The following is a 20,027-nucleotide window of genomic DNA, read 5'->3' as shown; positions in this document are numbered from 1 at the left end:
GCTGGCTCCTACATTCGGGTGTTGTGGAATGTCTGCTTCGCGCCCGGAGTTCACCTTCCGCTACGCTCACTCCTGGCCGAAACCGGTCCTTCCCCAGGAACCAGCATTGCGCCGACGCTTGGTGGGGGTTCCAGGATCGATGCATCGGGGCCTTCACTTCTTTCAACGGGCGCGCACCGCCGGCGGGGGCCTCGGGGCGGCGGGGGAGAGCGCGCGGTTCCACAGGCGCAGATCGTCAGTGAGGCCCTTGTGCTCCTCGTACGGGAGGGGAGCCCGACGGCACCTTTTCCGGCGTCGACCGGATCATCCGCAACACCTACCGAACCCTGATGACCAGGGGGCTGAAGGGTTGCTACGTCTACTGCGTGGACAGTGCGCTTGCCGACCGTTTCCGATCTGCGCTCTCCGCGCCGCAAGCCGGTTGGGCATCACGGAGCCCAGAGCGCGAGGCCAGTTCCGCCTGAAGCATCTTCGGGCTGTTAAGCCGATGCGTCGGCAATCCTGGGTGCTTCGAAATGCCCTGGGCCGGAGGTCAGAGAGGGTTGGCAGGCGGGGGGACGTTTATGCGCCCGGCTTCACATGTGGGGCTGGGGGAGAGCCTGTTCAGCGCGATGCTGCGGGCAAAGCGCCTGCGCTCCTCGCCGACGGGCAGCTCGATGTCGTAGATCAGGCTTGCGCTGTTGCAGGAGTGGAAGTAGACCTCCGCGGTTCCTACGGGGCTATCGCTGGCGGCCAGCGCACCGCTGTCGAAGAGGCCGCCCGAAGACTCGAAAACACCCACATTGGCCGAGCCTCGCGCAGGATCGAGCTCGCCGATCCCCACGTACCAACGCTTCTCGTGTTCGACGATCCGGTTTCCCGACTCGACCACTGTCTCAGGCGCGAAGGTGGCCCAGTTCAGCAGGAGCCCGGGTGGATCAGCTTGAATGACTTCGAGAAAGATTCCCTGGCCGGGCGCGGATGGGTCGAACCAGGTCCCGGAGATCGTGCTGTCAACGGAAGTGAACTGGGAGCTTCCTCCCAGGCCGGCCGGCGCGCCGCGCGAGATCCAGCTGAAGATCGCTCGACGCTCACCCGGGGACAGGGCGGGCATGCCGAGCGGCATGCGGCTTCCGGACGGAGGCTGATCGCAGTTCAGCTTGAGCCACAGCAGGCTGGCAGCAGGATTGAACGGTTCGACCCGAAGCAGGTCCGGGCTCCCCGAACTCCTGACGCGGACGCTCGCTCCGTGCGCGAACTCGTTGTCGAGCCGCAGACCTCCCAGCGCGGAGGCCCCGGCGTGACAACTCGTGCACCTGCTCGCAAAGATCGGTGCGACATCGCGGTCGAAATCCACCGCGTCATCGATGTCGAACATGACCTGATCGCAGACGGTTCCCGCGCTCGAGGCCATCGCCGGAACTGCGGACAGGGCGATAGCTCCGATGGCGATCGCAGCAGCTGTGCATTCGCGAAGCAACCTTCTCCGAGCAACCATGAGGCACCTCCTCTCCGCGTGAGTGGCGAGTCCCTGCCGTCAATGAGAAGCCGACTGGCAAGCCAGTCGCACACCGTATTGTGTCAGGGTCGGATAGGTCATTTCAGCATGCGTTGAATTGTGGTCGATCAAGGCAACAAGGCGTGGCGAAATGCGCCGTGCACCGCAGCGCTCGTCTCCTCCCCTTGCGCCCCTTGGGCGTAGGGGGAGGCCGGGAGGGGGTTATCGCCGCCGCAGTCACGCCACCCCGCCAAGGCCCCCATAGCGTCGAACTTGCTCGACTGCATCGTCCGGGTTGGTGCGGCTCAAGCGCGGCGCAGCAAGGTGCGGTCTACAAGGGCGGGGACGGGCATCGCCATTCCGACCCACCCCCTCCCAGCCACCCCCTGCCGCGCCAAGCGCGGGAAGGGGAGGAGTTGGTGCGGCGCGGAATTGCCATGCGGGGCGGCGGGGCGCTTCTACGCCGTGCGATCAGCTACCGCGGAGATGAAAGAGAAGGCGGCTAGGACGCGCCCGTCCCTGTCGGTGGTCGTGCATTCGGCACGGCAACGCCGTCCGGCACCGCGCAAGCTGCCCGCCGTTGAGTCACGGCGCCAGCGGGAAATCCCGCTCTGACGCGGATTCTGGCCCCGCATCCCCATGGCACGCCGTTTGCTCCGCGGGGTCATGGATCTCAAAAGCGGTTATCCGTTCTGGGCGGTTCGCAATGGGCTGGGGGAGCCTTTCCCCGGCCTTGCGGGCGATGTGCGCTGTGATCTCGTCGTGGTGGGTGGCGGGATTACCGGGGCGATCTTTGCCGATTGCTTTACCCGCGAGGGGCTGGAGGTCGTGGTGCTGGACCAGCGCGATGTGGGCTGGGGGAGTACGGCGGCGAGTACGGCGATGCTGCAGTACGAGATCGATACCCATCTGATCGACCTGGCGCGGCGCTATGGCGAGACGGCGGCGGTGCTGGCCTATCGGGCCTGTCTTGAGGCGGTGCGCAAGGTGCGCGCGCGGGCGGCAAGGCTGGGCGTGGATCAGCGCGAGAGCGACAGCCTGTATCTGGCCAGCACGCCGCGGCATCTTGCCGAGATGCAGGCCGAGTTCGCGCTGCGTCGGCGGCATCGCTTTCCGGTCAGCTGGCTTGAGGTCGATGCCCTGCGCGATAGCTACGGCGCCGAGGCACCGGGGGCGATCCTCAGTCGGGCCGGAGCCTGGCTGGATCCCTACCAGATGGCCCGAGCCTTGCTGCGCTCGGCGCGGCGGCGTGGGGCGCGGGTGCATGATCGGGCGGCGGTGCAGCGGATTTCGGCGAACTCGCGTGGCGTGCGCATCGAGACACGGCAGGGCGCGGTGCTGCGCGCGCCCCGGGTGGTGATTGCCGCCGGCTACGAGTCGCAGGGCTTTCTGAGCCAGCGCGTGGCGAAGAACCGCAGCAGCTATGCCCTGGCCACGGATCATCATGTGGTCGGACGGCATCCGGCGATTGCCGACACCCTGATCTGGGAATCGGCCCGGCCCTATTTCTATCTGCGCTCCAGTGGCGATGGCCGGATCATCGCCGGCGGCGAGGATGACGAGATCGATGTGCCGGCGCGCCGCGACGCCCGCGTCGATGCCAAGGCCCGGCGCATCGCCCGCCGGGTCAGCCAGTTCCTGCCCGAGGTGCAGCTTTCGCCGGCCTGGGCCTGGGCCGGCACCTTCGCCGAGACCTTTGACGGCCTGCCGTTTATCGGTGCCCACCCGCAGTGGGGGCCGCGGGTGTTCTTCGCCATGGCCTATGGCGGCAACGGCATCACTTTCTCGCATATCGGCGCCGACCTGCTCAGCGCGCAGCTGGCCGGGCGCCGTCATCCCCTGTCCGAACTGTTCTCGTTCAAGCGCCTGGAGCATCGTCCATGAACCTGAAAACCCAACTGATCGAGCCGGCTCGCGTGCTGAGCTTCCTGATCAAGCACCGCCACGCCCTGCACAGTCCCGGCCTGTTCGATGACCAGCCCGAAGGCGGGGAGATCGGCGAGCGCGAGGCCAAGACGTTCCTCGATGATCTCGAGGCGCTGGGTCCGGCCTTCATCAAGTTCGGTCAGGTGCTCTCGACCCGACCGGACCTGATACACCCGGCGTATGCCCGCGCGCTGGAGCGGATGCAGGACACCTGCACGCCGATTCCGTTCGCGGTGGTTCGCGAGACCGTCGAGGCCGAGCTGGGTGCGCGGCTGACCAAGCTGTTCGCCGAGGTCGACGAGGAGCCGATCGGAGTGGCCTCGCTGGCCCAGGTCCATCGCGCGACGCTGCGCGACGGTCGCGAGGTGGCGCTGAAGGTGCAGCGCCCGGACATGGACATCGACGTCGAGCACAACCTGGAGGCGCTGGAGAGCCTGGCCACCGCGGCCGAGAGCCTCAGCGACAACGCGCGGCGGATCGGCCTGCTTGACTGGGTCGGCGAGCTGCGCCGCAGCCTGGTCAATGAGCTGGACTACCGCCAGGAGGCCGAGAACCTGGCCCGCTTCGCTCGCCATCTGGCCAAGGAGCCGCTGCTCCGCGTGCCGGCCCCGGTGCAGCATCTGTGCACGCGTCGGGTGCTGGTGCTGGAGTACGTCGAGGGCACCAAGCTCGCCGCGATCAGCGGGGTGATCCGCACCGAGCGCGACATCGGCATGCTGGCCCCGGCCCTGCTGCGGGGGTTCCTCGACCAGGTCTTTGTCCACGGCGAACTGCATGCCGACCCGCACCCGGGCAACATGCTGCTCACTCCGGACAACCGGCTGGCCATCTTCGACCTCGGCATGGTCGGCCATATCACCCCGGTGTTGCGCGACCGCCTGCTGAAGATCCTGGTCGGCGCCGTGGAGGGCCGCGGTGACGATGTGTCGCGCGACTGCCTTGCAATCAGCGAGCCGCTGGAATCTTTCGACGAGCCGCGTTTCCATCGCGAGATCGGCCAGACTGTGGCCAACTACGCGGCCAGCAGCCGGCAGGGCGGGCGCGAGGGCGCCCTGGTCATGCGCCTGGTCGAGATCGCCACCCGCTGCGGCGTGCGCACCCCGCCCGAGCTGAGCGTGCTGGGTCGCGCCCTGCTCAACCTGGAGTCGGTCTGCGCCCTGCTTGATCCACGCTTCGATGCGCGGCGCACGGTCGAGGAGCATCTGCAGGCGATGATGGCCGAGCGCATGCGCCGCGGCTTCAGTCTCGCCGCGCTGGGCGCGGACCTGGTCGAACTGCAGGGCTTCGTCCGCGAGGCGCCGGCCAAGCTCTCCCACGCCCTCGGCGTGATCGCCGACAACCGCCTGCAGCTGCGGGTGACCGGGCTGGAAGAATCGCGCCTGCTGGAGAACCTGCAGAAGATCGCCAACCGGATCAGCGCCGGCCTGGTTACCGCCGCCCTGATCGTCGCCTCGGCGATGCTGGCCGATTCCGACAACCCGCGACGCATCGCCGGGGTGGCGATCGCCGAGGCGCTGTTCGTGGTCGCGGTCATCCTCGGCGTCGCCCTGATCGGCAGCGCCCTGTGGGGAGACCGCCGGCGCGCGCCGCGGCGGGGCAGCAGCTAGGGACAAAAGCCTGCGGGGCCTCAGCGGGCGTGCAATCTGCAACACGCAGGCCTGCGATTTGCATGGTCGCCGCCTTGCTAGCGCGCGTTGGCGGCCTTCCGTGGTCGCCCGCCCCCCAGCACGCCGCGGCGTGCAAGGTGCCGAGCTGTAAGCATTCTGCATGGGAAAAGCACCCTGCACGGACAGCGCTGCCAGTTGGCGTGCCAGGGCTGGCATGGAGCCTGCACAGTTTGGCGCTTGGTGAGATGGATCGGCGCTTGGAGCCAGGATCGACAACCGAGCCGGCTGAGGTAACCCATCTTGCGAAGACAGGGGGCGACTGAGGATGATCTGCCGCGCGCGGAGCCACTTCAGCAAAGCGTGCTGGTCGGGAGGAGTGCTCGATGAACAGGCAGATTCGCGGCCGTGCCGCTTCCGGGCCGCAGAGCAAAATGTCGGATCGAACCGCCGCCGTGCCTGCGGGAAGGGGGCGCCGATCGCACCGCTGGCCGCATGTCGATAGCCCATGGGTGAAAGGACGCCCCTTGAGATGAACGCCGAAGATCGCTGCGCCCAACTCCTGTTGCTTGGCCAGGATGCCGACGCTCTGGACGCGCTGCAGTCGATGTTGCAGGGGGTGGATCGCCGACTCCTGACCGCCAATGCCGTCGCGGAGGCCTGTGCGTTGGCCGCAACGATGCCACTCACGGCGGTCCTGATCGACGCCGCTGCGCTTGATGAGGCTGTCGACGCGCTGCATCGGATCCGGTCGGGCGCGCTTTCGCGACGCTTGCCGATGCTGTTTCAACTGTCCTCCGAGCCGGACCCCGAGGCGTTGGACGCTGCCTATGCGCTGGGCGATATCGAGGTGCTGATCCGGCCGGTGCGGCCGGCCAGACTGCAGGCCCTGATCACGGGCCTGCTGGGCGGGCAGGCGAGGGCGAGGACGGAGCCGCTTGATCCGGCGGTGGAGGGTCAACTGGGCGGCGAGCGCGAGCGGCTGCGCGTCACGCTCGAAAGCATCGGCGACGCAGTCGTCACCACCGATGCCGACGGCCGCGTCGACTTCATGAATCCCGTGGCCGAATCGCTGACCGGCTGGAGTCAGCAGGATGCGGCCGGCCGGCCTCTGGCCGAGGTATTCCGGATCATCGGCGAAACCACCCGGGCGCCGCTCGAGAATCCTGCCCTGCGAGCGCTGCAGCGCGGCGAGCGGGTGGCCGTGGCCAACCACACCCTGCTGCTTGCCCGCAATGGCAGCGAGCGCCCGATCGAGGACAGTGGCGCCCCGCTGCGCGACGCTGCCGGTCAGGTGATCGGCAGCGTGCTGGTGTTCCGGGATGTCAGCGAGCGCCGCCGCAGCGACCGGCTGCGCAACGCGCGGGCTGCGGCGGTGCAGGCCTTGGCCGGCGCCGAGAACGAGCAGCTGGGCATCGAAGCCGTGCTGTCCTCGATCTGTTCGCAGGTCGGCTGGGACGCCGGCTTGTTCTGGGAGCGGCGGGAAGGCAGCGACCACCTCGTTTGCAGTGCGAATTGGGTTGCCGAGGGCACGGACCTGACTGACTTTGTCGAGGTCAGCCGTGCGGCCTCGCTGGGCAAGGGCGACAGCCTGCCCGGACGCGTCTGGGAAAGCGGCCGGGCGGAATGGTGTGCCGACCCCTCCGAGGGGCCGGTTTCCCCGCGCTGCGAGGCGGCGCGGGCGTTGGGTATCCGCAGCGCCTTCGGTTGTCCGGTGATCGTCGGTGAGGAGCTGGTCGGCGCCATCGAGTTCTTCACCCGGCGTTCCATCGAGATTGACCCCGATTTGCTGGAGATGTCCTCGACGGTGGCCGGTGCGCTGGGCCAGTTCCTGCGCCGTCGCCGCGCCGAGCGCGGGCTGCGCGAGCAGACCCAGAACGCGGAAATCCTGGTCCGGATCGGCAGCCTGCTGGGCCAGGAGACCGACCTGCAGCGGCTGGTGCAGCTGGTCACCGACGAGGCGACCGCGCTGTGCGGCGCGCAGTTCGGCGCCTTCTTCTACAACGTGATCGGAGAGACCGGCGAGGCCTACACCCTGTACACCCTCTCGGGTGTGCCACGGGAGGCCTTCGAGCGCTTTCCGATGCCGCGCAACACGGCCCTGTTCGGGCCCACCTTCAGGGGCCAGGCGGTCGTGCGCTGCGACGATGTCACGCGCGACCCGCGCTATGGCCACAGCGCGCCCTACCACGGCATGCCCGAGGGCCACCTCCCGGTGCGCAGCTATCTCGCTGCCGCCGTGGTGTCGAGAACCGGCACGGTGCATGGCGGACTGTTCTTCGGCCATGCCGAGCCCGGTGTGTTCCGCGAGCGGCATGAGCAGCTGATCGTCGGCATCGCCGGCCAGGCCGCCATCGCCATCGACAACGCGCGTCTCTACCAGCGCCTGCAGAACTCCTCCGAGCGGCTCAACCTTGCGCTCAGCGCCTCCGGCGTCGGCGATTGGAGCTGGGATGCCAGGACCGACCTGGTCACGCTATCCGAGCGCGCGGCAGGGATATTCGGTGTGCAGCCGGGGCCGCAGATGACCTGGACGGCGATGCTCGGGCTCCTGCATCCCGCCGACCGCGAGCGGGCGCGGGCCGAGGTCGACCGGGTGATCGCCGAGCGGGTCTCCTACGACATCGAGTACCGGGTGCTGCGCGAAGATGGGCGGGTGGTGTGGGTGGGCGCCCTGGGCCGCGCCGATTACGACGCGGCAGGTGAAGTGATCGGCATGCATGGCGTGCTTCGCGACATCAGCGAGCGCAAGGCGCTGGAGCAGTCCCTGCGCGACAGCGAGGCACGCTTCCGCAGCCTGATGGAGCAGGCGCCCTTCAGCATCCAGGTGCTGGCCCCGGACGGCCGCACGCTGCGCGTCAACAAGAGCTGGGAGGACCTCTGGGGCGCCCGGCTCGAGGATCTCGGCGGATACAACCTGCTGCAGGATGAGCAGCTCGAGCGACGTGGCGTGATGCCCTTGATCCGGGAAGCCTTCGAGGGCAAGCCGAGTTTCATTCCGGCAATCCGCTACGACCCCAACGAGACCCTGCCGGAGACCAGTCGTAACGAGGACCCGGTGCGCTGGGTCGCCGCAGTGGCCTATCCGATCAAGGACGACGAGGGGGCGGTGCGCGAGGTCGTGCTGATGCACGAGGACGTCACCGCCCGCCGCCGCGCCGAAACCGCCCTGCAGCAGAGCGAGGGCAAGCTGCGGCTGCTTGCCGACACCATTCCGCAGCTGGCCTGGATGGCCTCGGCCGACGGCGAGGTGTTCTGGTCCAACCAGCGCTGGTACGAGTTCATCGGCAGCGAACTGGAGGCGGCGAAGCTCGGAGGCTGGGTTGACCGGGTCCATCCCGACCACGTGGAGGAGGTCAACGCGCGCTGGCGGCATGCCCTGTCCACCGGCGAAGGCTTCGACATGATCTTCCCGCTGCAGGGTGGCGACGGGGCCTTCCACACCTATCTCACCCGCGCCAACCCGCTGCACGACGAGAACGGCGACATCCTCTACTGGATCGGTACCGCCACCGACATCAGCGAACTGCGCCGTGCCCGCGAGGCGCTGGCATCCAGCGAGGAGCGCCTGCGCCTGGCGCTCGATGCCGGTCGCATGGGCGTCTGGGACTGGCATGTCCAGACCGGAGAGCTGCAGTGGTCGGACAGCCTGGAACCGCTGCACGGCCTGCCGCCCGGTGGCTTCGGCGGCACCTTCGAGCACTTCCGACAGCTCATCCATCCCGACGACCGCGAGCGTGTCGGCGCGGCCATCGCCCAAGCCCTGGAGGGGGGCGGCGCGTTCTACACCGAGTTCCGCAACCTCTGGCCGGACGGCAGCCTTCACTGGATCGCAGGTTCGGGCAGGGTCATCACCGATTCGGAAGGAAGGCCGGCGCGGATGATCGGCATCGGGCTCGATGTCACCGAGCGCAAGCGCAGCGAGCAGACCGCGACCTTCCTGTCGCGGGCCAGTGCGACGCTGGCCGAGATCGTCGATTTCGACAGCACCCTGCAAAAGGTGGCTTCGCTGGCGGTGCCCGCGTTCGCCGACTGGGTTGCGGTGGATGTGTACGAGGGCGGCGACACGCTGCGCCGCGTCGCCGTGGCCCACGTCGATCCCGAGCGGATCCGCTTTGCCGAGGAGTTTCACCGGCGCTGGCCGCCGGACCCGGACGCGCCCGGCGGCATCTGGGGCATCATCAGGACCGGCACGCCGGATCTGGTCCCCGAGATCGACGACGCGATGCTTGCGCAGTGGGCTCCGGACGACGAGGCCATGGGCCTGCTTCGAGAGCTGGGCCTGCGCTCCTACATCGGCGTGCCGCTGGTCGTGCGTGGGAAGATTCGCGGCGCGCTGACCTTCGTGGTTGCCGAGTCGGGCCACACCTATGACCAGGCCGACCTGGCCCTGGCGCAGGAGCTGGCCCACCGCACCGGTATCGCCATCGATAACGCGGAACTGTATGCCGAGCTGCGCCAGTCGGATCGGCGCAAGGACGAGTTCCTTGCCACGCTGGCGCATGAGCTGCGCAATCCGCTGGCGCCGATCCGCAACGGTCTAAGCATCCTTCGCCTGGCCAGCCCGGAGAACGCCGAGGTCGCCACGGCGCGGTCCATGATGGAGCGCCAGCTGCACCATCTGGTCCGCCTCGTCGACGACCTGCTCGATGTTTCGCGCATCACCCGCAATCGCCTCGAGCTGCGCAAGGAACGCGTCGCACTCTCCGATGTCATCCAGAGCGCGGTCGAAACCAGTCGGCCCGTACTGGAGCAGTTCGAACACCGGCTGCGACTGGCGCTGCCGGCGAACCCGGTCATCCTGCAGGCCGATCGGGTGCGGCTGGCCCAGGTCTTTGCCAACCTGCTCAACAATGCCGCGAAGTACACATCGCCGGGCGGCGACATCGACATCGCCGCCTCCGTCGAGAACGGCAAGGCGGTGGTGCGTGTGCGCGACAGCGGGCTCGGCATCCCGCCTCACGCGCTGACGATGATCTTCGAGATGTTCACCCAGGTCGACCGCAGCACGCGCAACGCGCAGGGCGGTCTGGGCATCGGTCTGACCCTGGTGAAACGTCTGGTGGAGTTGCACGATGGCACGGTGGAGGCGGCCAGTGACGGGCCCGGCTGCGGCAGCGAGTTCACCGTTCAGCTTCCGCTGCCCGTGGACGGGCAGAACCCGGCGCATTCCGAGGGTCACGCGGCCGCCAGCGAGCGTGCGTCGAGAAGAGTGCTGGTGGTCGACGACAACCGGGACGCGGCCGAGAGCCTGAAGATGATGCTGAAGCTCTGGGGGCACGAAGTGCGGGCCAGCTACGACGGCCCCGAAGCCTTGAGCACAGCGCGCGAGTTCGAGCCGGAAGTGGTTTTTCTCGACATCGGCCTGCCCACGATGAGCGGCTATGAGGTCTGCCGGGCCATGCGTGGTGAGTCCTGGGCGCAGAGTGCGTTGATCGTCGCCCTGACCGGCTGGGGCCAGGAGTCCGACCGCCAGCGCTCCCGCGAGGCCGGTTTCGACCAGCACCTGGTCAAGCCGGTGGAGATGGACCTGCTGGAGAAAGTGCTCGGCGAGGCCGGCTCGAGCGGGGCGATGGCCGGAGTCACTGCCTAGCCCTTGGCGCGCCAACACCACCCTCCCAACCGCCCGGCCCTCCCTCGTAGCCTGCGGGCGTTCTTCGGCACGCAAGCCTTCGGCTTGCAAGCGTGGCTCATCCCCCCTCCGCCGCTGGGCGCGGAAAGGGGAGGGGCTCAGTACATCGCCCCAACGCAGTCCTGCGGGAGTGTCCTCGGGCGCGACCGCGGCGCCAGGCATCGACCCGACTTCGCGCAAGGACCCAACGCCGCATTCGCAGCCGAAGGCCCGCTTCCAAATGGGCTACGGACAAGGGTGTGTGGCAATGGTGCAGCAGTGCAGGGTTACACTTGGGCCCAATCCACGTCGCAGGGAGAAATGACCGATGAACGACCGCATCATCCGCGCCAGCGTCATGCAGTTCTCAGACTCTCTGCTGATCGGTCTGCTGGCGCTCGCCTTCGCGCTGTCTGACGGGTTCGCCCAGCTGATCCTCGGCATCGCCTTCCTCGCCGCGTTTGCAGCCTTTGTCGCCAATGGCCTGAACAAGAAGCCCGGCACGCCGCCCCCGCCCGCCGATCCCGACTGAGCCAGGCAGCGTCCCGTCGCGCCAGGTTCTCCTGTAGGAGCGGGCTTGCCCGCGACCGCGGCGCTGAGTTGGTCGCGTCGGACCGGGGCAGAACGCGGCTCCACGGTCGCGCCCGGATCGCACTCCCGCAACGGCGACGAAGCGCTTCTCCTGTAGGAGCGGACATGGCCGCGACCGCAGAACTGCATTGCTCCTCGGTTATTGCATCAACCCCTGTGCCTCGGCGTACGGCCGGGCAGTCCGCCACATCTCTCGTCCGCGGCCGACTGAGCAGAAAACGCACTGAACATACTGTTCAGCCGAGTTGCAGAGGCCATCCTTCGCCGCCGTTCGACAAGCTGCCCCATCCCGCCCCCTGTGCTAAGGTCCGGAAGTCCAGAGTGAGGGGCACGGATCTGTGCATTCGCCCGCCGCGTGTTCGCACCGCGTGCAGCGCACCGGCGGCTGATCCACGGCGCCCCGGAACTCTAACAAGCAAGTTGCGCCCTGGGCCGACCATCTCATCCAGAGGAGTCGGATCATGTCCAGGTATTTTCTTGCCGCGCTCGCCCTCAGCACATTCACCCCCGCCGCTCTGTCCGGGCCGCCGGGGCAGTGGGACAGCGCCCAGATCTCCACCGTCAGGCCGCTCGAAATCAAGATGGCCGGGCTCAGCACAGGGCGGGGAACGCTGCGCGCCAATGGGCAAGCCGCGAAGGGAGACAACCTCGATGACTTCGGTGTCTGGTTGTCGGTGGTTCTCTCCAGCAGTGGCGGCCAGAACCGCATCGATGCCATCACCACGCCGCCGCCCTTCGACGGGACCGGCACCACCAGCACCTTCATCGACAGCTCTGCCACGCTCTTCGCGGTGGGCGACATCTGCGCCAGAGGCAATACGGCGGTCGTTCCCTACATCAAGGACTTCAACGTCGAGGTCGCCCATTTCAACGGAAGCGTCTGGTCCACCCAGACCATTCCCGGCACCACCGCCAGCAACTACACCACCGCCGACTGTGGTCGCACCACGGCCGGCTATTTCATCACCGCGCAGGACTTCAATGACAGCGAGATCGAGATCTTCCACTCTCCCGAAGGGGGTAGCGATTACACCTTCTATGGTCGCTACGCCGATGCCCGCGGCCCTTTCAGCGGCGCCGTACGCGACCAGCTCGCCACCGATCCCCGAAGCCCGCAGGCCGCCATCCTCAGCCAGCAGTCGAACGGGCAGATCCGCATCACCTCGTTCGACACCCGCTCGCCGTTTCCTCCAGCGCCGACCCACACCAATATCGTCAACCTGGGGGCGCCGCCGGGGAGCTTCACCATCGTCCGCGAATCCTCCGCGGCAAGGGTGGGGGACGGCGTGTTTACGTTCCTCTACAACGCCGATGACCTCGCCCGGACCATCAACTTCGATACCGGAAACCCCTCGGGGTTTACGGCCGGGGTGCTCGGAGCGGTCAACAGCAGCGCCGGGCAGTACACCTTCCAGGGCGGCACGGCGATCCACGTGCCGGGTTCGCAGCCGCGCACGAACCTGATCTTCGACGATTTTTTCCAGCTGGATGAGATGGGGGCATCGGTCATCGACCCGCTGTTTCCGCTCGACGGGGTGGGTGGGCCGATCGATGGATGCCTGGCCACGTTCAATCCGCAACAGCGAAAGACCTATTTCACCGGCCCGGATGCCACCGGCCAGAACACCCGCTTGTTCTCCCGCACCGAATTGCCGCCGGAGATTTTCAGCGACGGCTTCGAATCCGGTGACGTTTCTGCCTGGAGTTGCAACTAGTTCGATCGCCGCTCCCCATAGGGTGCGCCTCGGCGCACCGCGCGTGCCCCCAACGCCCGTAACGGTGCGCCAAGGCAGCACCCTATAAGCAGCAACCGCCGCCGCGCGGCCGCCCTGAGGTATCGAAGGGCGAACGGGCCCACGCGACCGCGCCGCAAGGCCGGTGCACCCCCATAGGGTGCGCCTCGGCGCACCGGCGTACCTCCCCATCGCCCGTATCGGTGCGCCAAGGCAGCACCCTATAAACAGCAACCGCCGCCGACGGCCCGAGCCGTTCGCCCTGAGGTATCGAAGGGCGAGCGGGCCCGCTGCGGCGCCGCAAGGCCCGTGCACCCCATAGGGTGCGCCTGGGCGCACCGGCGTACCCCCCATCCGCCCGTATCGGTGCGCCAAGGCAGCACCCTATAAGCAGCAACCGCCGCCGCACGGCCCGAACCGTTCGCCCTGAGGTATCGAAGGGCGAGCAGCGCCGCCGGCACCCTCCTCGAACCTAGCTCCCAGCTGAACGCAGCCTGCCCGCAATGATGCGTGGCCGCGTGGCTTTCCGTTGATCGCCTGTGACTGGTTCGAGAGATCTCGCTTGCCCACTCCCACAATCACCGTTGAGGCTGCCGCCGGGCCTGCTAGGGCGGGAAGGGCGCTGGGCCGACTGCTGGCCGGGCTGTCGGGCTGCGTCGCCAGCCTGGCCCTGGCTTCTCCTCTGCCGGAGCGCCTGAGCGACACCGGCCTGTTCGAGACCGGCACCACCAAGGTGGCCAGCGAGCACCTCGCCTTTTCACCTCAGTACCCGCTGTGGACAGACGGCGCCCGCAAGCGGCGCTGGATCTCCCTGCCGCCCGGCACGCAGATCGATGCCAGCGACCCCGACGCCTGGGAGTTCCCGCCCGGCACGCGGCTGTGGAAGGAGTTCGCCTACGAGCGCCCGGTCGAGACCCGCTACATCGAGCGGCTGGCCGACGGCAGCTGGCGTTACGCCACCTATGTCTGGACCGAGGACGGGCGTGATGCCGTGCTGGCATCCGATCGCGGCCAGCGCCTGGAGCAGGTCGCCGGCAGTCCGGACGGCCGCTACGAGGTCCCGTCGCGTTTCGACTGCCAGGGCTGCCACGAGGCCGCCGCGACCCGCGTGCTGGGCTTCTCGGCGCTGCAGCTCTCGCACGACCGCGAGCCGACGCCGGCGCGGACCGGAAGCGATGAGATCGACCTGCGCGCGCTGATCGAGCGCGAGCTGCTGCGCAATGCCCCGACGCTTTGGACCGACCAGCCGCCGCGCATTGCCGGCAGCGACGAGGAGCGTGCCGTGCTCGGCTACCTGCACGGCAATTGCAGCCATTGCCACAACCGCGTCGGGCCGATGGCCTCGCTCGAGCTCTATCTGGACCAGCGCAGCGACAGCGATGCGGCCTCGGTGCTGGCCAGCCTGATCGAGCCGCCGGCGCGCACCCGCGCGGCCGATCTCGACCGGCGCCTGGTCCCCGGCAACTCGAAGCATAGCCAGCTGTTTGCGCGGATGGCCTCGCGCAACCCGTACATCCAGATGCCGCCCTTGGGCACGCGGCATCCGGACAGTTCAGCGCTGGTCCTGATCCAGCGCTGGATCGATCACCTGCCCGCTCACTAAGGAGTTCCGATGCACCCATCTTCCCACCCCCTTCGCGCCGGCCGCTGCAGCGCCCTGTTGGCCTTCGGCCTTCTGGCGGCGTCGGCCAATGTCCTGGCCGAGGACAAGGCCGGTGCCCAACCCGAGCCCAGCGAACGCGGTCGCTACCTGGTCAACACCGCCGGCTGCCACGACTGCCACACTCCGTTCAAGGACGGCCCGAACGGCCCCGAGCCCGACATGACCCGCATGCTCTCCGGCCACCCGGAAGGCCTGGTCATGCCCGAGGCGCCGGTGCTGCCCGACGGTCCTTGGAAGATGGTCGCGGCGGGGACCAACACTGCCTACTCCGGGGGCTGGGGCGTCAGCTTCACCGCCAACCTGACCCCGGACCTTGAGACCGGCCTCGGCAAGTGGACCGTCGACGACTTCAAGAACACCATCCGCACCGGCCGTCACCTCGGCCGCGGGCGGCCGATCCTGCCGCCGATGCCGATCCCGGTCTACAACAACTTCACCGATGCCGACCTCGAGGCCATCTACGCCTACCTGCGAACCATCCCGCCCATCCGCAACCGCGTCCCCGAGCCGCGCCCCCCGGCGCGATAAGCCAGCCCCCCGGCGCCGTACACCCGGCGCCGGGGGCGAAGGCCAGTGTCTGCATAGGGCGCGCAGCAGACCTTCCGCAAAACCCGAATGTAGGAGCCAGCTTGCTGGCGATCATCCCATCCGGGGCGCCTATCGCCAGCAAGCTGGCTCCTACTCACGCAACGGCGTTGCCAGGTCCGGTTTGCGCCGCAAAGCAGACCTTGCCGCAGTCGAATTGTGGGAGCGCCCTTGGCCGCAACCGCGGCCCATCGGAGTTACCACAGACCGAGGTCGGAGCGGATTTCCGCGGTCGCGCCCATGTGCGCTCCTACAGTCGGGCTTCGTTGGGCGTCAGCGAAGCCCCATAGGGTGCGTCTTGGACGCACCGATACGGGCGTTCGGACGCCCGGTGCGGCCAGCCGCACCCTATAAATGTCTGCTTCACGCCCAAAGAAGACTCCAAAGGATCGTCGAACCCACCCTGCCCGGGAGACCAAACCGGGCGCGCATCACAGCCAGCTCAAAGCACGCGCCGCCTCATGATCGGGAACCCAAGCGCTCGGCTCATCAGTCGCACGGCGAGGGCGTACGAGCCTGATGTGCTCTTCGCTCAGCCCTCGCTGGGATGGCTGGCCCCGGCGCCATTCAGCTTGCGGCGCGGCTTGCGAGGCGCGGAGGGCCTGCGCGAGGGAGCAGGGCGGCTGGCTGCCTTGCTTGCCGGGGAGGGGGGCTTGGCGGTCGAGGCCGGCTTGCGGGTCGGGCCCCTGGATTCGGCAGCTTCAGAGCTCGCCTTGGATCTGGAGTTGGCCTTGGCCTTGGCCTTGGCTCTGCCCCCCGTCTTGGTCCGCCTGCTGGCAGCCTCCGCTTTGGCCATCTCTTCGACCCCCTCGACCTCGAGCTCGCCCTCGATGCGTACGCCGGAGCTGAAGAGCTCGATCGAGGTGTCGGCGACGCGGCCGGTGTCGATATAGACGTAGCCGGCGACGCCCAGCGCGCCGAGCGCCGGTACCCAGCGGGTGATGATGCGGCCGGCGCTGCGCTGGGCGATGCGCAGGGCGATCTTGTTGCCGATTGCGTACAGCGCCGACAGCGGCGCGCGTCGGACCACGTAGCGCTCACCGATCCGGATCACCAGATCGCGGAAGGCGCTGGCCGCGGTGTGGCCGAACAGGCAGTAGAGCATCTGCTCGCGGGTCAGCAGCTCGGGCTTGCCGTAGGCGCCGGCGATATCGGCCACCATCTGCGCCTGGATCTTCCACACCGCATACAGCTCCGGCCCGATGGTCAGCCAGCCCAGCGGCCCCGGCGGCAGGGCCAGCGTGCCCGCGGACGCCGCCGCCTTGGCTGCGGCCTTGCGCGCAATCTCCCGCGCCCGGGGCTCCGGATCGGCAGCCTTGCCCTCACGCGGGGTGGGGATCTTCCCGACCACGTCGAGCAGCTTCTCGGCAATTCCGGGATCGCCGCTGATGCGGCGGGCGAACACTTCCTGCGGGGCACGCTTGGCCATGGGGCACTCCTTGGGGCGCTCGAATCGGCGCTGGTAGCGCAATCCTGTCCAGCGGATGCGAACTGGAAGGTGAACAGACGCCGCGACAGGTGAACGAAGTTGAACTGTGAGTTCAGAGGGACCGGCTGGCCAGACCCGCCGCAGAATCCGCCCGATCGCTTCGCTCGTTCTCGGCAAGCCCTTATAGGGTGTGCCTTTGGCGCACCGATACGAGCCTTCGGGCGGTATGCGCGGTGCGGTCAGCCGCACCCTATGAGAATCCGATTTACGCGCTAAGACGACATCGCCATCGCACCACCAACAAAGCCCTACTGTAGGAGGGGGCTTGCCCCCGACCGCAGAGCGGAGGAACTGCCACGGTCTGCAGCGCAGCGGACCCGCCTCGCACCGCGGCCAGCGTGCAGATCCGCGGTCGCGCCCAAGGGCACTCCCACAGAAAGCGCCCGCGCTTGGGGAGGTTCGTCCAACGGTGAGCATGCGAAGACTTGACGTTATGAAACGCCCACGCTGCCTCCGCGTCGGCCAACCCGACAGCAGCAGATGCCGCGACGTCGCTCCGCTCATGCTCGACGAGTTCTTATAGGGTGCGGCTCGCCGCACCGTTACCAGCCTTCGGACGGTATGCGCGGTGCGGCCAGCCGCACCCTATGAGAATCCGACTTACGCTCTAAGACGACATCGCCATCGCACCACCAACAAAGCCCTACTGTAGGAGGGGGCTTGCCCCCGACCGCAGAGCGGAGGAACTGCCACGGTCTGCAGCGCAGCGCGGACGATCGTCAGACCCGTGCCCGGCGAGGTTGACGAGCGCTTCGAGAAGCTCGAGAGCGGGCCCCTCAGGCAAGTCAAGAGGCGCGCTCCGCGCCGACGCGGGAGCGCATCGGCGCAACCCGGCCCCGAAGTCCCCCGTGAGTTATCCACGAACGCCGGGGATAGGGCTGTGGACAACCCGTCGATGGACGTCTGCAGCCGTTGCCGGCAAAGGCGTGTCAAGCGAAGTGGTCAAAAATTGACCAGCGTCGGATGAGGACATGAAGTGCTTGACGGACGGGTGGAGGAGAGGGCAAGGCGCGCTGGGGTGTACGCCGAAGATGACAGCCCCCCATTCCGGTCGTCCCTGTCTCGCGCAAGCGGGCCGGAACGGAATCCACGACCAGGTCCAGGGGTCGCCTCGGCGGACGCGAAGCCGTGCTTTCCGTAGCGGGCCATCAGTGCGATTGCTTGGCATCGAGAGCAAGCAAGCACTCTCGCGGGATCGGGGGATACCTCGATGGACCTCGGATTGCCCACTGGCAATCGCCAGGGCTTCTTTAGTAGGTCCATCACGCTGATGGGATGGCGTGTATGGCGGGCGACAAGGGACCTGTGCCGGGCGTAGGGCCGGGCAGTGGCCATCAGATGCGCAACTGCTGACAGTCTGGTTCCGGCCAGGACTGCGCGCTCGCATAGGCGAAATCTGGTCGCAAAGCGGACATTCATAGGGTGCGGCTGGCCGCACCGGGCGCACCGTCCGAACGCCCGTATCGGTGCGCCCAAGGCGCACCCTATGGGGCTTCGCCGACGCCCAAGGAGGCCCGACTGTGGGAGCGCCCTTGGGCGCGACCGCGGAGTTCCGCTCTGGCCGCGGTCTGTGGTGAAGCCGTAGCGCTGCGGTCGCGCCCAAGGGCGCTCCCACAATTTGACTGCGGCAAGGCCTGCTTTGCGGCGCAAACCGGACCTTGCAGCACCGTTGCGTGTAGGAGCCAGCTTGCTGGCGATCGTTCCGTCCGGGGCGCCTATCGCCAGCAAGCTGGCTCCTACAGCGGGGCCGGGGCGAATGCGAACTTCGCGCCCAAAGCACACATCACCGAAGGCGCGTTCCGGGTCGACACTTGCCGAATCGATTTGGCCCGATCCGGCGCAGTGGTCACACCGGCAGATAGGCGTGCCCGCGCCGGCTGCAGCGCCCGCGAGGGTAGGGCAGCTCTAACCCTTTAGCAACTTAACTACTCCGTTCGCCGAGCGCACCGCCGACTCAAGCAGCGGCACGCCCTTGTGCGCCCAGGAGCCAGAATAGAACAGCTTGCGACCGGGCTGTCGGTGCCAGCTGTTAAGGGCCTTGAGGATGTCGCGGGTGTCGGCGGTGACGACGGCGCGCTGCAGGGGTTGTCTTGCCAGGATGTACTTCGGGTCGGGTTCGAAGTTGGGGTTCCAGGTCTGGAAGACCGGGGGCTGGTGGGCGAGGGTGGGTTCTACGGCGTTGACCCAGACGGTGAACATCGGGCGCTGGGTGTCGGGGTCGACCTGGAAGTTGAGTTCGGACCAGTCGCGGCGATGGCGGGGCATGAAGCGTTCGTCGCGGTGGACGACGAGTTCGCCGTGGGCGTAGCGGATGCCTTTGAGCAGGTCGCGTTCGGCGCTGAACTGTTTGGCGTCGAGAAAGTCGAGCTGATTGGCCTGGGTGGCGACGATGGCGGCGTCGTAGCGGCCGCCGTCGCCGCGCTGGTTGTGCACCTCGATGCCGCTTGGGCGCTGGCGGACTTCGGCGACTTTGCTGCCGACGTGCCTGGACACGCCATCCGCCAGGGCGCTGGCCAGGGCGTGGGTGCCGCCGCGCAGGCGCAGGGATTGGCCCTCGTGGAGGATCTGGTGCAGCACGTCGAGCAGTTCGCCGGCGGGCCAGGCCAGCAGATGCTCTTCGTCGCAGGTGCAGATGGTGAGCAGGATGGGCAGGATCAGTCCGCGCCAGAACAGCGGGTCGACGGTTTCCTGGTCGAGCACTTCGCCGAGGGTGAGGTCCGAGCGGCTGTCATGGAGGCGACGGGTCAGACGCGCGAGCCAGAGCATGCCGAGGCCAAGGCGTGCGGCCTTCGGTCCGAGGTGACGCCAGGAGCCGGTGATCGGCCAGCCGGTGAGCGGCATGCGGGCGCTGCGGAACCAGGTGTGGCCGCGGGCGTCGGTGCAGGAGCTGTTGACCTCGACCGGAAAGGTTTCGACCTTGACCCGGCGGGCCAGCGCCAGGGTGCTGCGCCAGACCTTGGGGTTCATGACCCGCAGCGGGACATCGACGATGCCGCCGTCGACCTTGAGCGTGTGGGCGGCCATGCCGATGTCGGGCTGGGCTTCGAACAGGGTGACCTGGAAGCCGGCTGCGCGGCAGCCGTGGGCGGCGGCAAGGCCAGCGATGCCGGAGCCGATCACGGCGATGGATCGGGTCATGGTGATCTGCGGGGCGTCTGATTTTGCATTGGGAGCCACCATAGCTGAATCCGGCAGGTCTGCGCGCCACACATGGGGCGCATGACGGCGGCCGTCCAACCCATCGGGCGGTGTCACCTTGTTCGGGCCCTCCGGGTGATGGCTGGCTGGATCCTCACAGCCCGCGCAGGTCTCTGCTGCCCCTCACCGGCCTCGAGACCAGGGAACGAG

General features: G+C 68.0%; 11 protein-coding genes. 8 read left to right on the top strand and 3 right to left on the bottom strand.

Annotation, left to right across the window (positions count from 1 at the left end):
* Window positions 1-329 precede the first annotated feature (329 nt).
* A complete protein-coding gene (locus tag M0G41_RS04980) occupies window positions 330-464 on the top strand; it encodes a DUF2075 domain-containing protein (protein WP_248205929.1) in 135 nt (44 codons plus the stop codon).
* Between the two features lie 68 nt (window positions 465-532).
* Here M0G41_RS04980 and M0G41_RS04975 read toward each other — a convergent pair whose 3' ends face one another.
* Window positions 533-1,357: a hypothetical protein gene (locus tag M0G41_RS04975; protein WP_248205925.1), complete on the bottom strand. Its 825-nt coding sequence runs from the start codon at window positions 1,355-1,357 to the stop codon at window positions 533-535.
* Between the two features lie 786 nt (window positions 1,358-2,143).
* On the opposite strand from M0G41_RS04975, the gene M0G41_RS04970 reads away from it, so the two are divergent.
* From M0G41_RS04970 to M0G41_RS04940, 7 genes are all read left to right on the top strand, one after another.
* Entirely contained in the window at window positions 2,144-3,361 is a 1,218-nt protein-coding gene (locus M0G41_RS04970; RefSeq protein WP_248205923.1) for an NAD(P)/FAD-dependent oxidoreductase, read from the top strand.
* The gene (locus tag M0G41_RS04965; RefSeq protein WP_248205922.1) at window positions 3,358-5,010 is read left to right on the top strand and encodes an ABC1 kinase family protein; all 1,653 of its coding nucleotides are present in this window, start codon (window positions 3,358-3,360) and stop codon (window positions 5,008-5,010) included. The genes M0G41_RS04970 and M0G41_RS04965 overlap by 4 nt, the downstream gene beginning before the upstream one ends.
* 529 nt (window positions 5,011-5,539) lie before the next feature.
* The gene (locus M0G41_RS04960; RefSeq protein WP_248205919.1) at window positions 5,540-10,600 is read left to right on the top strand and encodes a PAS domain S-box protein; all 5,061 of its coding nucleotides are present in this window, start codon (window positions 5,540-5,542) and stop codon (window positions 10,598-10,600) included.
* 346 nt (window positions 10,601-10,946) lie between these two features.
* Complete coding sequence (locus M0G41_RS04955) at window positions 10,947-11,150, top strand: hypothetical protein (RefSeq protein WP_248205916.1); 204 nt, start codon at window positions 10,947-10,949, stop codon at window positions 11,148-11,150.
* Window positions 11,151-11,670: 520 nt separating this feature from the next.
* A complete protein-coding gene (locus M0G41_RS04950) occupies window positions 11,671-12,924 on the top strand; it encodes a hypothetical protein (protein ID WP_248205914.1) in 1,254 nt (417 codons plus the stop codon).
* Between the two features lie 580 nt (window positions 12,925-13,504).
* The gene (locus M0G41_RS04945) at window positions 13,505-14,545 is read left to right on the top strand and encodes a hypothetical protein (RefSeq protein WP_248205910.1); all 1,041 of its coding nucleotides are present in this window, start codon (window positions 13,505-13,507) and stop codon (window positions 14,543-14,545) included.
* Window positions 14,546-14,554: 9 nt separating this feature from the next.
* Window positions 14,555-15,133: a c-type cytochrome gene (locus tag M0G41_RS04940; RefSeq protein ID WP_248205908.1), complete on the top strand. Its 579-nt coding sequence runs from the start codon at window positions 14,555-14,557 to the stop codon at window positions 15,131-15,133.
* A gap of 589 nt (window positions 15,134-15,722) precedes the next feature.
* On the opposite strand, the gene M0G41_RS04935 is transcribed toward M0G41_RS04940, so the two are convergent.
* Window positions 15,723-16,619, bottom strand: coding sequence for a hypothetical protein (locus M0G41_RS04935; protein WP_248205904.1), 897 nt, complete (start codon window positions 16,617-16,619; stop codon window positions 15,723-15,725).
* 1,965 nt (window positions 16,620-18,584) lie between these two features.
* Window positions 18,585-19,817, bottom strand: a complete 1,233-nt coding sequence (locus M0G41_RS04930) for an FAD-dependent oxidoreductase (protein ID WP_248205901.1) — start codon at window positions 19,815-19,817, stop codon at window positions 18,585-18,587.
* Between the last annotated feature and the right edge of the window lie 210 nt (window positions 19,818-20,027).

The organism is Pseudomarimonas salicorniae, from assembly GCF_023156535.1.
Taxonomy (GTDB): Bacteria; Pseudomonadota; Gammaproteobacteria; order Xanthomonadales; family Xanthomonadaceae; genus Pseudomarimonas; species Pseudomarimonas salicorniae.
This window is presented reverse-complemented; position numbering and strand designations above follow the sequence as displayed.

Excerpts from the sequence above, each read along its gene's own strand:
- M0G41_RS04955 (WP_248205916.1), top strand. The coding sequence starts at position 10,947 with ATGAACGACCGCATCATCCGCGCCAGCGTCATGCAGTTCTCAGACTCT.
- M0G41_RS04980 (WP_248205929.1), top strand. The coding sequence starts at position 330 with ATGACCAGGGGGCTGAAGGGTTGCTACGTCTACTGCGTGGACAGTGCG.
- M0G41_RS04965 (WP_248205922.1), top strand. The coding sequence starts at position 3,358 with ATGAACCTGAAAACCCAACTGATCGAGCCGGCTCGCGTGCTGAGCTTC.
- M0G41_RS04950 (WP_248205914.1), top strand. The coding sequence starts at position 11,671 with ATGTCCAGGTATTTTCTTGCCGCGCTCGCCCTCAGCACATTCACCCCC.
- M0G41_RS04930 (WP_248205901.1), bottom strand. The coding sequence starts at position 19,817 with ATGACCCGATCCATCGCCGTGATCGGCTCCGGCATCGCTGGCCTTGCC.
- M0G41_RS04960 (WP_248205919.1), top strand. The coding sequence starts at position 5,540 with ATGAACGCCGAAGATCGCTGCGCCCAACTCCTGTTGCTTGGCCAGGAT.
- M0G41_RS04970 (WP_248205923.1), top strand. The coding sequence starts at position 2,144 with ATGGATCTCAAAAGCGGTTATCCGTTCTGGGCGGTTCGCAATGGGCTG.
- M0G41_RS04940 (WP_248205908.1), top strand. The coding sequence starts at position 14,555 with ATGCACCCATCTTCCCACCCCCTTCGCGCCGGCCGCTGCAGCGCCCTG.
- M0G41_RS04935 (WP_248205904.1), bottom strand. The coding sequence starts at position 16,619 with ATGGCCAAGCGTGCCCCGCAGGAAGTGTTCGCCCGCCGCATCAGCGGC.
- M0G41_RS04975 (WP_248205925.1), bottom strand. The coding sequence starts at position 1,357 with ATGTTCGACATCGATGACGCGGTGGATTTCGACCGCGATGTCGCACCG.